This window comes from Flavobacterium sp. SOK18b (assembly GCF_014156605.1).
Taxonomy (GTDB): domain Bacteria; phylum Bacteroidota; class Bacteroidia; order Flavobacteriales; family Flavobacteriaceae; genus Flavobacterium; species Flavobacterium tiangeerense.
In genome coordinates, this window is record NZ_QKNZ01000080.1 from 1 (window position 1) to 14,232 (window position 14,232).

General features: G+C 33.6%; 15 protein-coding genes and 1 pseudogene. 5 read left to right on the forward strand and 11 right to left on the reverse strand.

Translation table 11 applies throughout. The features are described from left to right. The 4 genes and pseudogenes from DNC80_RS15820 to rsfS form a co-directional block, all read right to left on the reverse strand. Positions 1-353, reverse strand: a pseudogene (locus DNC80_RS15820) (phosphatidate cytidylyltransferase); the annotation flags it as partial. Position 354: 1 nt separating this feature from the next. After that, a complete protein-coding gene (locus DNC80_RS12035; protein ID WP_182651433.1) occupies positions 355-957 on the reverse strand; it encodes an LUD domain-containing protein in 603 nt (200 codons plus the stop codon). A 115-nt stretch (positions 958-1,072) separates the two neighbouring features. Next, a complete protein-coding gene (gene ftsH / locus DNC80_RS12040; protein ID WP_182651434.1) occupies positions 1,073-2,998 on the reverse strand; it encodes an ATP-dependent zinc metalloprotease FtsH in 1,926 nt (641 codons plus the stop codon). Positions 2,999-3,016: 18 nt separating this feature from the next. Continuing rightward, positions 3,017-3,388 carry a ribosome silencing factor gene (gene rsfS, locus DNC80_RS12045; protein ID WP_086453765.1) on the reverse strand — a complete coding sequence of 124 codons (372 nt, stop codon included), beginning with the start codon at positions 3,386-3,388 and terminating at the stop codon, positions 3,017-3,019. Between the two features lie 95 nt (positions 3,389-3,483). On the opposite strand from rsfS, the gene DNC80_RS12050 reads away from it, so the two are divergent. Continuing rightward, positions 3,484-4,212, forward strand: coding sequence for a biotin--[acetyl-CoA-carboxylase] ligase (locus DNC80_RS12050; protein ID WP_182651435.1), 729 nt, complete (start codon positions 3,484-3,486; stop codon positions 4,210-4,212). 57 nt (positions 4,213-4,269) lie between these two features. Here the strand turns inward: DNC80_RS12050 and DNC80_RS12055 are convergent, their stop codons facing one another. Continuing rightward, positions 4,270-4,662, reverse strand: a complete 393-nt coding sequence (locus DNC80_RS12055) for an SRPBCC family protein (protein WP_182651436.1) — start codon at positions 4,660-4,662, stop codon at positions 4,270-4,272. A gap of 22 nt (positions 4,663-4,684) precedes the next feature. Next, on the reverse strand, positions 4,685-5,332 hold the full coding sequence (gene pyrE / locus DNC80_RS12060; protein WP_086453767.1) for an orotate phosphoribosyltransferase: 648 nt from the start codon (positions 5,330-5,332) through the stop codon (positions 4,685-4,687). 7 nt (positions 5,333-5,339) lie between these two features. Here pyrE and DNC80_RS12065 point away from each other — a divergent pair, with 7 nt between their 5' ends. Further along, positions 5,340-5,945 carry an NUDIX hydrolase gene (locus DNC80_RS12065; protein WP_182651437.1) on the forward strand — a complete coding sequence of 202 codons (606 nt, stop codon included), beginning with the start codon at positions 5,340-5,342 and terminating at the stop codon, positions 5,943-5,945. A 146-nt stretch (positions 5,946-6,091) separates the two neighbouring features. Here DNC80_RS12065 and DNC80_RS12070 read toward each other — a convergent pair whose 3' ends face one another. Continuing rightward, complete coding sequence (locus DNC80_RS12070) at positions 6,092-7,822, reverse strand: M14 family metallopeptidase (protein WP_182651438.1); 1,731 nt, start codon at positions 7,820-7,822, stop codon at positions 6,092-6,094. A 154-nt stretch (positions 7,823-7,976) separates the two neighbouring features. Here DNC80_RS12070 and DNC80_RS12075 point away from each other — a divergent pair, with 154 nt between their 5' ends. Next, positions 7,977-9,323: a DEAD/DEAH box helicase gene (locus tag DNC80_RS12075; RefSeq protein WP_182651439.1), complete on the forward strand. Its 1,347-nt coding sequence runs from the start codon at positions 7,977-7,979 to the stop codon at positions 9,321-9,323. Positions 9,324-9,463: 140 nt separating this feature from the next. On the opposite strand, the gene DNC80_RS12080 is transcribed toward DNC80_RS12075, so the two are convergent. The 4 genes from DNC80_RS12080 to DNC80_RS12095 form a co-directional block, all read right to left on the reverse strand. Continuing rightward, positions 9,464-10,042, reverse strand: coding sequence for an alkylphosphonate utilization protein (locus tag DNC80_RS12080; protein WP_144892626.1), 579 nt, complete (start codon positions 10,040-10,042; stop codon positions 9,464-9,466). Positions 10,043-10,139: 97 nt separating this feature from the next. Beyond that, positions 10,140-10,595: a pantetheine-phosphate adenylyltransferase gene (gene coaD / locus DNC80_RS12085; RefSeq protein ID WP_182651440.1), complete on the reverse strand. Its 456-nt coding sequence runs from the start codon at positions 10,593-10,595 to the stop codon at positions 10,140-10,142. Positions 10,596-10,639: 44 nt separating this feature from the next. Continuing rightward, positions 10,640-11,332 (reverse strand): DUF421 domain-containing protein, encoded by a 693-nt coding sequence (locus tag DNC80_RS12090; RefSeq protein ID WP_182651441.1) that lies wholly within the window; start codon positions 11,330-11,332, stop codon positions 10,640-10,642. Between the two features lie 9 nt (positions 11,333-11,341). After that, complete coding sequence (locus DNC80_RS12095) at positions 11,342-12,316, reverse strand: D-alanine--D-alanine ligase (RefSeq protein ID WP_182651442.1); 975 nt, start codon at positions 12,314-12,316, stop codon at positions 11,342-11,344. 241 nt (positions 12,317-12,557) lie between these two features. Between DNC80_RS12095 and DNC80_RS12100 the strand changes: the two genes are divergently transcribed. Continuing rightward, positions 12,558-13,181 carry a PASTA domain-containing protein gene (locus DNC80_RS12100; RefSeq protein ID WP_182651443.1) on the forward strand — a complete coding sequence of 208 codons (624 nt, stop codon included), beginning with the start codon at positions 12,558-12,560 and terminating at the stop codon, positions 13,179-13,181. Further along, a complete protein-coding gene (locus DNC80_RS12105; protein ID WP_182651444.1) occupies positions 13,171-14,211 on the forward strand; it encodes an RluA family pseudouridine synthase in 1,041 nt (346 codons plus the stop codon). Before DNC80_RS12100 ends, DNC80_RS12105 begins: the two co-directional genes overlap by 11 nt. Positions 14,212-14,232 lie beyond the last annotated feature (21 nt).

Genomic DNA, 14,232 nt, shown 5'->3' on the forward strand with positions numbered 1-14,232 from the left:
TAAAATAAAAAAAGAATACATTTTAAAGTTACAACTAGTGCAATTACTAGTAAAACAATATTTAATTGCTGAATATTGATGTTTAAGTCTATATCTAAGTCAAAATTAGTCTTTAAAAAAGTAACAGTTTCTTTATTATAATGGCTTACAAGTGCCACTGTAGAGTACAATGAAAAGCCAAAAATGATTGGAAACACTTTATGAATTTGTACCAGATTACAAAATTCATATATGGCAATGAGCAAAAATATACCAAAAAGTATAAAAAAAGTTTCGGTCGAATATAATATAGATGTAAGTAGTAAAACTATGTAAACTACTCCAGATATTCCTCGTTTTAGAGTTTCATTCATCTTAAAGATCTTCTAAAAGCAATAAATACAGATTCTTTGCGGAACTTCCATATTGGGTGAAGTCCTCTTCTTTGGCTTTTTCGAAATACTTTATAGTTGAAATATTAGTTGGATAATCTCTTTCGTATTTTTTCTTGATGGCACTTAAACCATCGCTTTTGGTTCCCATGATTTGGCTGGCTTTAGCCAAAATAATCATGTTTGTAGGAAGATCGTTTGGTTTGTGTTGTTTGATTTGTTTGGATGAAAACAAGATAGAACCCTCTTCGGCAATCAAACTTTCACAACTAGAAAGTAAAAATTTAGGATTTTCAGGTTTGTCATAAGTAAGTTTATTGTCATCAAGTAACTTAAAAAGTTCAGGATCGTAACAAAGAACTTCACTTTCAAACCAGTCGTTTTCTTCAAGTATGTTTTCAAACTGCTCCGTAATTTCTAAGTTGTTTTCACAGTATAAAAATTTACCACCGTTTTTTTTGAAATTAAAAATAAATTGCTCGTCTATAGACACAGTTGGTTCCTTATAGTAAGTACTAAATTCACTTTCTTTTTGCTCTTCAGCAGCCGGATGACTTGAACCAAAAATTTTTCTAAAAAGACTCATATTTATTTTTGAAAACAATAATTAAAGGTGTAAAAACCGTTCAAAGATAAAAAAATCTTAATTCAAAAATAGTTTTTGAATTAAGATTTTAAAAATAATTGATATTATGTATTATTTACGATACTACTTCTTCAAGATTTTTGTCAAATGTTCTTTTGCCAAAAATTGCCTCAAGATCATCTTTAAATATTACTTCTTTCTCTATTAAGATGTTGGCAAGTTGATTTAGCTTGTCTTTGTTGTCTACTAGAATTTGAATCGCTCTTTGGTATTGGCTTTCAATCAATAATGAAATCTCTTCATCAATAACTTTTGCAGTCTCTTCAGAGTATGGTTTTGAGAAGTTATACTCACTTTGTCCTGTTGAATCATAATAGGTAACGTTACCTATTTTCTCATTTAAACCGTAAACGGTAACCATAGCGCGAGCTTGTTTGGTTACTTTCTCTAAGTCACTCAATGCACCAGTAGATATTCTATCAAAAGTTACTTTTTCTGCAGCTCTACCACCCATTGTAGCACACATTTCATCAAGCATTTGGTCCGGACGTACAATTAGTCTTTCTTCCGGCAAATACCATGCTGCACCTAAGCTTTGTCCTCTAGGTACTATAGTTACTTTTATTAATGGAGCAGCATGCTCTAGCATCCAGCTCACAGTTGCGTGACCCGCTTCGTGTATTGCAATTGCTTTTTTCTCTTCTGGAGTTACAATTTTATTTTTCTTCTCTAAACCACCAACTATTCTATCAACAGCGTCTAGGAAATCTTGTTTATCCACTGCAGATTTGTTGTTTCTAGCAGCTATTAAAGCAGCTTCGTTACATACATTTGCAATATCAGCACCTGAAAAACCTGGAGTTTGTTTGGCTAAAAAGTCAGTGTCAAGACCTTCAATTTTTTTCAAAGGAGCTAAATGCACTTTAAATATTTCGGCTCTTTCACGAATGTCTGGTAAGTCAACAAAAATTTGTCTATCAAAACGACCAGCACGCATTAAAGCTTTATCCAGTACGTCAGCTCTGTTTGTTGCAGCAAGAACAATAACATTTGAGTTGGTACCAAAACCATCCATCTCGGTCAATAATTGGTTCAACGTATTTTCACGCTCGTCGTTACCGCCTGACATGTTGCTTTTACCTCTTGCTCTACCTACAGCATCAATCTCATCAATGAAAATGATTGCAGGTGATTTTTCTTTAGCTTGTTTAAATAAGTCTCTTACACGTGACGCACCTACACCAACAAACATTTCAACGAAATCAGAACCTGATAAAGAGAAAAATGGTACCTGAGCTTCACCAGCAACAGCTTTAGCTAATAATGTTTTTCCTGTTCCTGGAGGTCCTACAAGTAAGGCGCCTTTTGGTATTTTACCACCCAAATTGGTGTATTTTTCAGGGTTTTTGAGGAATTCTACAATTTCTTGTATTTCTTCTTTTGCACCTTCAAGACCTGCTACATCTTTAAATGTAGTTTTGATATCCGTTTTTTCATCAAAAAGTTTAGCTTTCGATTTTCCAATGTTGAAAATTTGTCCACCACCGCCAGCACCGCCACCAGACATTTTACGCATAATAAATATCCATACCGCGATAATTATGATGATAGGAAGTAAACTGATTAATATATCAGACCAATTGTTTTTTGGTAAAAAACTAAAATCTTTTAATTTTCCCTCAGCAACTGCTTTTTCTAACTTATTCTGAAAAATTTGATCGTTACCAATGTCAAATGTGTAATGGGGACCTTTATTTTGTCTATCAAAAACATCTTTAGATACTTTTTTATGAGCTACTTCTTTGATGGCATTGGCATTCAAGAAAACTTCTGCTTCGGTTTTATTATAAACAATAACTTTTTCAATTTGTCCTTTTTGTAAGTATTCGTTGAATTTTGAAGCAGTCAATTGTCCCGGCTCATTTAGCCCATTTCCTTGGAAAGTTATGCTGATGAACAAAAGAATTAAAATTACTGAAGTGTAAACAAGCCACGGGCTTACTTTAAACTTATTCGGGTTTGGATTATTTTCTTTAGCCATTACTACGGATATGTGTCTTTAGTATTTGTTTTCTATGGTTGTTATTTTAGCATCGCCCCATAAACTTTCGATGTTGTAATACTCTCTAATGTGTTTTTGAAATACATGAACTACGATATTTACATAGTCCATCAAAACCCATTCTGCATTATCAGTACCCTCTACATGCCAAGGTTTATCTTTTAATTCTTTAGATACTGTTTTTTGAATTGAATTTACAATTGCATTAACTTGGGTGTTTGAATTTCCATTTGAGATTACAAAATAGTCACATACTGCAGTATCAATTTCTCTTAAATCGAGGATGGTAATATCATTTCCTTTTACTTCTTCTATTCCTTTAATGATATTTGCCAGAAGGATATCATTGTTTATAGTCTTTTTCGCCATGAATTATTTTTATATAAGTTTGTAAAGTTACCATTTTTTGTGATTATTTTTGAACCTTAACACAATATTAAATTCTGTTTCACAAAAAACTACATATGAAACTAATCAAACTCGATGCCATAGATTCAACAAACGACTTCCTGAAAGGACTTGCGAGTAAACAAGACTTAGAAAATTTTACTGTAGTTACTGCTGAAAGTCAATCAAAAGGGAAAGGTCAAATGGGCGCTGTGTGGACTTCTGAAAAAAGTAAGAATCTAATAATGAGTGTTTTGATTAAAAATATTCTTTATAATATAGATTCTATTTTTAATTTGAATATCGCTGTTTCGTTGGCTGTAATATCTGTTTTAGAAAAGCATCAAATCCCTAAACTAAGTATTAAATGGCCTAACGACATAATGTCAGATAATAAAAAAATAGGTGGCATCTTAATTGAAAATAGCATAAAAAGTGATGGTTCTATTTTTTCAATTGTAGGTTTAGGCTTGAATGTGAACCAAACTAACTTTGAAAATTTACCCAAAGCTTCCTCTCTTGCATGTGTGAGTGCAACATCATTTAACATTTCAAAACTAGTTCAGGAAATTGTTAGTGAGATGAAAGAAAAAACAAATCATTGGCCAGATTCCAATTCCTTACATACTAAATTGTACACTCAATATTTGTTTAAAAAAGAGGTTCCAACTGCTTTTAGCTTACCAATCGGAACGGCTTTTATGGGAATTATTCAAGGGGTGTCAAGTACAGGAAAACTTCAAGTTTTATTGGAAGATGACACTATACAAGAATTTGACATCAAAGAAATTCAAATGCTGTATTAAAAAAAAAAGTCTTTAAGCTATTGCTCAAAGACTTTTTAATGATTGGAGAATAAAAAATTATAGTTTATTCATATTTGTAGCCAAAGTTTCAATGAACTTTCCTATTGGGCCTTTAATCATCATTGCCATCATCGGGTTAAAATCGCCTTCAAAATCAAGCTTTACACTACTACTAGCTGCTGAGATAGACTCAATATTTGCAACAAGTGTAAATGGAAGTTTGTCACTAGCAGCACCCAAAACAACTTTGTTCGGTGCTATTTTTTCTTTCATTTTTAATTTAATTTCTGGCATTCCTTTTAGTCCAAAAATGAAAGCATCCTCGCCAATTATTTCAAATTTTGCAATGTTGTCTGGCATTAACTTTTCAAAATTCTTGACGTCACTTAATAAATTAAACATTTCAAGATCAGATTTTTCTACTGTAACTTTTGGGCTTTCTAGGTTCATATTTTGGGTTGTTAATTTTTAGTTAAACATTTGTATTCCAAGTTGATGGAGATACGTTCCATTCTCTTAAAGTTTGTTCTTCTTCTTCAGTAATGTATCTTTTGGCTACAGCCAAATTTAAAAGGTTTTGATAATTACTTAAGGTGAACAAATCAACATTTGCATTTTTGAAATTCTCTTCAGCTACGTTAAAACCATAGGTAAATATAGCTGCCATGCCTTTTACATTAGCTCCAGCTTCTTTCAAGGCTTCAACAGCTTGTAAACTGCTGTTTCCAGTACTGATTAAGTCTTCTACAACAACAACATTTTGCCCTTTTTGTAAAAATCCCTCTACTTGATTTTGTCTGCCATGTTTTTTTGGTTCAGGTCTTACGTATACAAATGGTAAACCCATACTCTCTGCTACGAGCATTCCTATGCCTATTGCTCCTGTAGCAACTCCTGCAATTACATCAGGTTTTCCAAATTGTTTCTCAATATTTTTGGAAAATTCATCGCGAACGTAATTTCTAACGGCTGGAAATGAAAGGATTAAACGGTTGTCACAATAAATTGGGGATTGCCATCCAGAAGCCCATGTAAAAGGATTTCTTGGATTCAATTTAATTGCATTTATTTGCAATAGAAATTCGGCTGTTTTTTCGGCTGTATCTTTATTAAAAATCATACCACAAATGTATAAAGTTTTTGTTAACGACAAACCACTTTTTTTGACAAATCATATTTCAAAGGAAACAGATTTTCAATTGTTCCTCTTAGAAAGCATTGATATTGAACAGCTTATAGTGAAAATTTTTCAAAATAAAATAAATAAAGCCTATTTATATCATCCGGACGAAACCTTGATTATGAAGACTTTGAAGGCCAAAATTCCAGTGTGTAAAGCTGGTGGCGGGCTGGTTTATAATAAAAAGGGAGAGGTTTTATTTATTTTTAGAAATGGAAAATGGGATTTACCTAAGGGCGGAATTGAAAAAGGGGAGGATATTGAGGATACCGCAATGCGTGAAGTAGAAGAGGAAACAGGTGTAAATGGGTTGTCAATTTCTCACAAATTACAAAAAACGTATCATGTCTTTAAAAGAAATGGCAAGTATAAGCTGAAAGTTACACACTGGTTTGAAATGCAATCTGATTTTGAAGGAACTCCTCAAGGACAATTAGAAGAGGGAATTGAAAAAGTAGCTTGGATGAATGCAGATCAAATAAAAGAGGCATTGAAAAATTCCTATGAAAATATAAAATTATTGTTTGCAGAAGAAGAGAAGCTAGTGAAATAGTCTTATATTTCGAAAACAGATAAAGGTGATTGAGCAGTTTTATATTGCCGTATTAAAGTTAAACACGAATTTCACGAATTTCCACTAAATAATTAGTGTAAATGCGTGAAATTCGTGTTTTATATATAATTCAACTGGAACTTTTTTTATTTTAAAACTCGATACACCGGATATTGTAAATGCGCCTTTTCATAGTAAACCGAATGTTTGTATATCCAATCTAGTTGCGCTTCGGGATTTTTTAAAAAGGCTGCATCATTTTGTTTTTTTGTTTCAAATTCAGCTTTTAATGCTGGATTTTCTTTAAAAATTTGTGTTGCGGTATCTTCAAAAACATAGTCAGAATAGCCCTCTTTTTGTTGGAGTAGTGTATCAAAAAAATTCCAATTGAAAAAAGAATCCACTGCCTCCGGCTCTAAAGTTTCAAGAATGTATTTAATCCCGTTTTGTTGCGTAGGTATCAAATAATCTCCTTTGGCGAAAGCCTTTTTCTCAATTGTAGCGTTTACGGTTGTATTTCGATGTAAATAATGCCCTTCATAGGCTGAACTGCTAGTTTTAAAATCAGCTATTTTATAACTTTCTACTTCAATAATAGTATCGTTTTTAAGTTGAGAATAAGTTATTGTATTACTTTTTAATAAATCAATTACAGGCCAAAAACCTTTTGGAATAATGTAAGCTTCTGGGATTGTAATTTCTTTTACAGATTTGTACTCTTTGTTATATGGAATGTTTTTTTGAAATGGTTTTTTTTGATCGTAATAAAGTCGATTTCCTGTGGTGACATCACTTTTTTTATAGCTAGCTTCAAAACCTCTAAAAAAGAATGATTCGGTTTTAGTGGTGTCAATCTCCCATTTTAAGGTGTATTTTTTCTTTGGAGCATATTGGTTTTCGTTTTTTAACCTCAGTTCCTTGATGGTTTTGTAATTTTCATCGGTGTAATCAATCGTTGATTTCATATATTCATACGTAACTTTTACACGATCTGCATATTTTTTCAGCATGTGAGTCTCCACTACAAAGCCTATAGTATTGAATAGTGAAGTGTATCCAGTAGCATATCTTGGACTTTCAAAAAATTGTGCAAATCCCTTATCAGGAGTGTCTTGAAAAGCGTTTACATACGGTGTTGTTTCAATTTTCTTTTTTTGTAAATCAGCTACAATTGAAGGCATCATTTTTGTATTCAAAAAATCACCTAAAACAGTTCCTAATTTATTGTGTTGAGTCATGATATAAGTGAGTTTGTATTGGTAATCAGATCCATTACTAACATGGTTATCAATAAAAACATCAGCTTTTATTTTATGGAAAATGTTCACAAAACTTTTTGTATTTCGGGTGTCTGATTTGATGAAATCCCGATTCAAGTCAAAATTTCTTGCGTTTCCACGAAAGCCATATATTTCTGGTCCATCTTGATTGGCTCTTGAGGTAGAATTTCTATTTAAAGCTCCTCCAATATTATAAACAGGTATACAAACAATTACCGTATTTTTGGGTGCTTTTATTTTACCCAAAGCTAAATCTCTAAATAGTTGCATACTAGCATCAATTCCGTCTGGTTCACCGGCATGAATACCGTTATTAATCAAGATTACGGCTTTGTTTTTTTGGATTTCTCCAAAATCAAATTGCTTTTCAGCATTAAAAACAATCATATGCAGCGGTTCTCCGCTGTCTGTTAACCCCATTTCTTGCATGTTAATGGTTGGAAAATCTTTTGCTAATAATTTGTAAAACGCAATAGTTTCTGGGTAGGATGCCGATTGATTTCCATTGCCTTTCTCAAAAAAAGTATCGTATTTATTTTGATTTTGTGCCAAAGAACAAATGGTACATAAAAGCAAACAGTAGTGTAAGTATTTCATGGTTACGTAAATATAAGAGCTTCAAATTTAGCTTTTTTTATAGAATCTCTAAAAGGAATATTTAATAATAGGGCAGATGTATGAAATTATCGAAATTTTAAACGACAAAATTCATTAGTCGCAATTTAAAATTACCTTTGCACAAACGAATAAAATGAATACGAAGCACCACTCCAACAATATACTTTTGAATTTAGGTATAGAAAGCCTAAATGAAATGCAAGAAGTAGCACAAGATGCTATCCTGAATGACAATAATATTTTATTACTTTCTCCTACAGGTTCAGGGAAAACACTCGCTTTTTTACTACCAATATTTGAAATGCTACAGCCGGAAATACTTTCGGTGCAATGCTTAATTTTAGTTCCCTCCCGTGAGTTGGGACTCCAAATAGAACAAGTTTGGAAAAAAATGGGTACTGATTATAAAGTAAATGTATGCTATGGTGGGCACTCCATAGATACTGAAATTAAAAACTTAAGCAATCCACCAGCTGTTTTGATAGGAACTCCAGGTAGAATTGCAGATCATATTGATAGAGGAACTTTTAGGGTTGATAAAATTCAAACCTTAATTTTAGATGAATTTGATAAATCATTACAGCTTGGTTTTCATGAGCAAATGTCATTTATCATTGGGAAATTAACCAAATTGAATAAACGAGTGTTGGTTTCGGCTACTTCAGATATTGAAATACCTAAATATACACGTGTACTTAATCCTACTATTTTGGATTTTATTCCAGAGCATGTTGTTGAAACCAATCTTTCTATGCGAATGGTTGTTTCTAAAGACAAGGATAAAATGGGTAGTTTGTTTAACTTAATTTGTTCTTTGAAGTCACAGGCTGCAATCGTATTTTGTAATCATAGAGACGCTGCTGAAAGAATAAGTGATACTTTGAATGCAAAAGGAATTTACGCCACATATTACCATGGCGGCATGGATCAAGAGGAGCGTGAGCGAGCGCTTATACAATTTAGAAATGGCAGTATGACGTATTTAATAACCACTGATCTTGCTGCTCGTGGACTTGATATCCCAGAGATGAAACACGTTATTCATTATCATTTACCATCAAAAGAAGATGAGTTTACGCATAGAAACGGACGTACTGCTAGGATGCAAAACTCAGGTACCGCTTATATTATTTTCAATGAAAGCGAGAAAAAGCTAGATTATATTGATTACTCCATGACGGAATTAAAAGTGGAGAATACTGTTAGTTTACCAAAACCGCCTGAATTTCAAACTATATACATCAGTGGTGGGAAGAAAAATAAATTGAATAAAATAGATATCGTAGGCTTCTTTTCTCAGAAAGGAAAATTAGAAAAAGGGGATTTAGGTCTTATCGAAGTCAAAGATTTTATTTCATTTGCAGCAGTAAAATTCAACAAAGTAAAAGATTTATTGCACGCCATCAAGGATGAAAAAATGAAGGGTAAAAAATATAAAATTGAAGTTGCTCGAAAGGTGATCAAGAAAGAGGAGGAGTAGTAAAGCAGAATAGGGATCAGTCTCAGTCGCAGTTTTCAGTAAAAAAATCGTTAATAGTAAATTTTGTTTACTGTTAACGATTTTTAGTTTGATGTATATATTTACCTGTTCACTTTTTACTGCAAACGGATTACTATAAACTAAGTTTTCTTTACATACTGAGTGATAATTACGATAGTTTGACCATCTACTTTGCCTTCAATATATTCGGCGTTTTCATGATCTAGTCTAATGTTACGTACAGCAGTTCCTTGCTTTGCAACCATGCTAGAGCCTTTTACTTTTAAATCTTTGATTAATACAACAGAGTCTCCTGTTTCTAGTATTACTCCATTACTATCGCGGTGTATGATTTTGTTTTCGTCTTCCTCGCCTTCGCCTGTAGCTTGCGCCCAAGCTAAAACTTCTTCATCAAGATACATTTGGTCTAATAATTCCTGAGGCCATCCCGCATTGCGCATACGACTTAACATTCTCCATGCGACAACTTGTACGGCAGTATGTTCACTCCACATGCTATCATTTAAACATCTCCAGTGATTTAAATCTACGTTATCTGGATTTTCAATTTGGTCAATGCACGTAGTACAAGCCATAATACTTTCGTCAAGTCCGCCTTTTTTGGTAGGTAAAACTTGATATACTTTTAGGTTCTCAGTTGAACCGCATAGTTCACATTTTGACCCGCTTCGTTTGCTTAATTCTCTTTCTATACTCATGTTTGATGGCTTTTTTTTTTATGGGAAATTATGTATTTCTACTTTTAGAACACTTGTTTTTGTGAATTTTTAACGAATTATATCGATATCAGAAGTATTATTTTATCCGAACCGCATCTGGAACTAACATTTCATATTGCCCGTTGTTGCGAATCACATCTCTTACTATACTGGAACTGATATACGACGTTTTTGCTGCAGTCAATAAAAACACCGTTTCTATTTTTGATAACCTACGGTTCGTATGCGCAATGGCTTTTTCAAATTCGAAATCAGCTGGATTGCGTAAACCACGCAGTATAAAATCTGCTTTCAATTTTTTACAAAGTTCAGTTGTTAATCCTTCATAGGTAATTACTGAAACTTTAGGTTCATCCTTAAAAGTCTCCTCAATAAATCTTTTTCTTTCTTCTAGAGAGAACATGTATTTTTTTTCGGCATTGACACCAATCGCAATAACTATTTCATCAAATAAGGGTAAGCTTCTTTTGATGATGTCTTCATGTCCTAAAGTGATTGGGTCAAATGAACCCGGGAATATGGCTTTTCTCATTTTACAAGTTATAATTAAATCAAAATGATTTTCTTTGGGTTGAACTAGGTTTTTCGGATAGTTTGTATGGCCTCAACCCATTCAGATTTTGTACAAATACTGCATAGGGCACTACCTGGTTTATGACTTTCTGTGTTGCCGCAAAACGTACAGGAATACATACCTTCTATTGGGATTTTTTTACTTTTTAATTTGAATAAAAAAGGCAAAATTGGTAATCCTGGCTGGACTTCGTGGTCTTCGTAATAGAAAACACTAATCTCTCCACTTGTTTCCATAAATGCATTCTTAACCTGTCCTAAATGCTCTATTGATTTTAATCGAAGTTCCGAAAAGAATTCATCTTGTGCCAGGCTCTCCTTTTTGAAAGTAGCGATTGAAAATTTCCCTTCGCTGATGATACATTCGGTTTTTCCTTCTATAAACTCTTCAAAGCGTTTACTTTTTCCGGTGAGCCAAGTTACTAATCGGTACAAAAGGATAATAACCAGAAATACGGTTATCGGTGGAATGATACCAACTTTTTCATAAAACATAGGGTCTCCGGCTGCTGATCCCAATGCAATAATGATGACCGTTTCAAATACGGATAATTGTTTCACACCCCGTTTGCCAGCTACTTTTAATGTCAATAGCAAAACGGAAAACATTATGGTAGAACGGAAAATGACTTCTAAAAGAAAGGATTCTGGTAGATCATTGTATAATAATCGGTTCCATTCAAAGATTTCTGTCATAATGGAAAGTTAGTTATTTAAAGCTAATTCTATCGCATTAGTAAACAAATCTTCCAATGAAATTCCTGCAGCTTTGGCTTGTTGCGGAATCAAACTTTCAGTTGTAAGTCCAGGAATAGTATTCATTTCAAGCATGTGTGGTTCTTCATTTACAATTATAAATTCGCTTCTAGAGAAACCTTTCATTTTGAGTACTTCGTAAGCGCGTTTTGCTATATCACTTACTTTTTGTGTCATTTCATCTGAGATTCTTGCCGGTGTGATTTCTTGTGATTTACCTAAATATTTGGCTTCATAATCGAAAAAATCATTTTCTGAAACGATTTCGGTTATCGGTAAAACGGTCACTGTTCCTTTATAATTGATAACACCTACAGAAACCTCAGTTCCGTCAAGGAAACTTTCGATGATGATTTCGTTATCTTCATTGTAAGCGACTTCAATTGCGATAGGCAATTCGGCAGCAGTTTTCACTTTGGAAATTCCGAAGCTAGAACCCGCTTTATTAGGTTTTACAAAGCAAGGCAAACCAACTTTAGCAACGATTTCATCCGTATTGATGACATCGCCTTTGTTTAAATAGTAAGAAGTAGCGGTTTTTATACCATATGGTTTTAAAACCGACAGTAAATCGCGTTTATTGAACGTTAATGCGGCTTGGTAATAATCGCAAGAAGTTTGCGGGATGTGCAATAGTTCAAAGTAGGCCTGCATTAATCCGTCTTCGCCAGGTGTGCCGTGAATGGCATTGAAAACACAGTCGAAAGTAATCTTGTTGCCTGCAACAGTTACTGAAAAATCATTTTTATCTATTGGAAATTCAGCATCATTTGCGTCAACGTAAACCCATTTTTCTTTAAAAATATGGATGCGAAAGCCATTGTATTTTGTCTTGTCAAGGTATTGGTATACAACGTTTCCGCTGATAAGTGATATTTTATATTCGCTAGAATATCCGCCCATGATGATGGCAATATTTTTCATTTTATTCAGTTTTAAGTGATGTGTTTTTTGTTTAAAAAAGGTAAGACAGCTTATGATTTGTTTTAGCCCCGATAGCAGCGGTATCCTTTGTTTTTTTTCTTTAAAAAAGCAAAGATACAAGCGTATAGCGGGAATAAGCTCCAAAAAAATAGCGCGTATAATTCCTAAAAACGATTAAACAAAATTATCATTTTTTTTGAAACGAAATAGCTTTATCTTTGCCACAATTAAAAATTATTTTATGAGTTTACGTAAGTATCTTACCAGTCGTGTTTTTGTTGTTCAAGTAATTTTAGCACTTGGGATTCTTGTTGCTTTAGTGTATTTATTCATGCATTGGCTTACATTTACCACAGATCACGGTAATGAAATTTCGGTTCCAGATTTAAGAAAATTAACCGAGGAACAAGTAGAAGAAAAACTCGATGAGCTTGATCTAGATTATGAACTATTAGACAGTGTTGATTATAGAAGTGATTTTCCTCAGTTTAGTGTTGTAGAACAGGACCCTACACCAGGTACTAAGGTGAAAGTAGGTAGAAAAATTTATATAAAAATTAATACTTCAGGATATTCATCTGTGCGAATTCCTGATTTAGTTAATAAAACGTATCGCGAAGCTGTTCCTACTTTAAAAGCACTTGGACTTGATGAAGGGACTGTTACTTATGTGCCAAATCTAGGGAAAGATATGGTGCTGGAGATGCGTTATAAAGGAAGGAATTTGAAAGCAGGTGATAGAGTGCTTAAATCGTCCAAAATTGACTTGGTCTTGGGAGATGGAAAAATGAGTTTTGAAGAAGAAGAAAGCGCTGCAGATACCCTTGCGGCACCAATAGAAGAAATACCAGTTGATGAACAATAATATAGATACAATAGATTTAGAAGACGAATTATTTGAACATTTTAGGTTTGAAGTTCCTAAAGGGCAAGCCTCTTTAAGAATTGACAAATACTTGATGGGTTTAATACAAAATGCAACCCGAAATAAAATTCAAACAGCAGCCAGTGAAGGTAATATTTTTGTAAATGATGCCACGGTTAAGTCAAATTACAAAGTTAAGGCACATGATGTGGTACGGGTTATGCTTTCTCATCCTCCGTATGAAAATCATATTATTCCAGAGGATATTCCGCTTGATATTGTTTATGAAGATGATACTTTATTGTTGATCAATAAATTACCTGGAATGGTAGTGCATCCTGGTCATGGGAATTATACTGGAACCTTAGTTCATGCATTAGCCCATCATTTTGATAATTTGCCTATGAATAGTAGTGAACGTCCTGGACTTGTTCACCGAATTGATAAAGACACATCAGGCTTGTTAGTCATTGCAAAGACTGAGGCTGCCATGACGCATCTTGCCAAGCAATTTGAAGCAAAAACATCAGAAAGAGAATATATTGCTCTTGTTTGGGGCAATGTGGCAGAGGATAGCGGTACTATAGAAGGAAATTTAGCTAGACATTTGAAAGATCGTATGCAAATGGCCGTTTTTGCTGATCCTGAAATTGGGAAACCAGCTGTAACGCATTATAAAGTATTAGAACGTTTTGGATACGTTACTTTAATAGCTTGTCAGCTAGAGACTGGACGTACACATCAAATTCGGGCCCATATGAAACATATTGGGCATCCCTTATTTAATGATGAGCGTTATGGAGGTCACTTGATATTGAAAGGAACTACATTTACAAAATACAAACAGTTTATAGACAACTGTTTTAAAGCGTTACCAAGGCAAGCACTTCACGCAAAAACACTCGGATTTATTCATCCTACAACTGGTGAAATGATGCGTTTTGATACAGAACTTCCACAGGATTTTCAAGATTGTATTGAAAAATGGCGAGGTTACTCCAAATCACATATGACTGACGAGGAAAACTAATAAAAAAAAACTCCAATTTCT

Bases quoted from the DNA above. Each gene is read 5' to 3' on its own strand.
- DNC80_RS12050 (WP_182651435.1), top strand. From the start codon at position 3,484: ATGAAACTAATCAAACTCGATGCCATAGATTCAACAAACGACTTCCTG.
- DNC80_RS12035 (WP_182651433.1), bottom strand. From the start codon at position 957: ATGAGTCTTTTTAGAAAAATTTTTGGTTCAAGTCATCCGGCTGCTGAA.
- DNC80_RS12090 (WP_182651441.1), bottom strand. From the start codon at position 11,332: ATGACAGAAATCTTTGAATGGAACCGATTATTATACAATGATCTACCA.
- DNC80_RS12055 (WP_182651436.1), bottom strand. From the start codon at position 4,662: ATGAACCTAGAAAGCCCAAAAGTTACAGTAGAAAAATCTGATCTTGAA.
- rsfS (WP_086453765.1), bottom strand. From the start codon at position 3,388: ATGGCGAAAAAGACTATAAACAATGATATCCTTCTGGCAAATATCATT.
- ftsH (WP_182651434.1), bottom strand. From the start codon at position 2,998: ATGGCTAAAGAAAATAATCCAAACCCGAATAAGTTTAAAGTAAGCCCG.
- DNC80_RS12065 (WP_182651437.1), top strand. From the start codon at position 5,340: ATGTATAAAGTTTTTGTTAACGACAAACCACTTTTTTTGACAAATCAT.
- DNC80_RS12075 (WP_182651439.1), top strand. From the start codon at position 7,977: ATGAATACGAAGCACCACTCCAACAATATACTTTTGAATTTAGGTATA.
- coaD (WP_182651440.1), bottom strand. From the start codon at position 10,595: ATGAGAAAAGCCATATTCCCGGGTTCATTTGACCCAATCACTTTAGGA.
- DNC80_RS12105 (WP_182651444.1), top strand. From the start codon at position 13,171: ATGAACAATAATATAGATACAATAGATTTAGAAGACGAATTATTTGAA.
- DNC80_RS12095 (WP_182651442.1), bottom strand. From the start codon at position 12,316: ATGAAAAATATTGCCATCATCATGGGCGGATATTCTAGCGAATATAAA.
- DNC80_RS12080 (WP_144892626.1), bottom strand. From the start codon at position 10,042: ATGAGTATAGAAAGAGAATTAAGCAAACGAAGCGGGTCAAAATGTGAA.
- pyrE (WP_086453767.1), bottom strand. From the start codon at position 5,332: ATGATTTTTAATAAAGATACAGCCGAAAAAACAGCCGAATTTCTATTG.
- DNC80_RS12100 (WP_182651443.1), top strand. From the start codon at position 12,558: ATGAGTTTACGTAAGTATCTTACCAGTCGTGTTTTTGTTGTTCAAGTA.
- DNC80_RS12070 (WP_182651438.1), bottom strand. From the start codon at position 7,822: ATGAAATACTTACACTACTGTTTGCTTTTATGTACCATTTGTTCTTTG.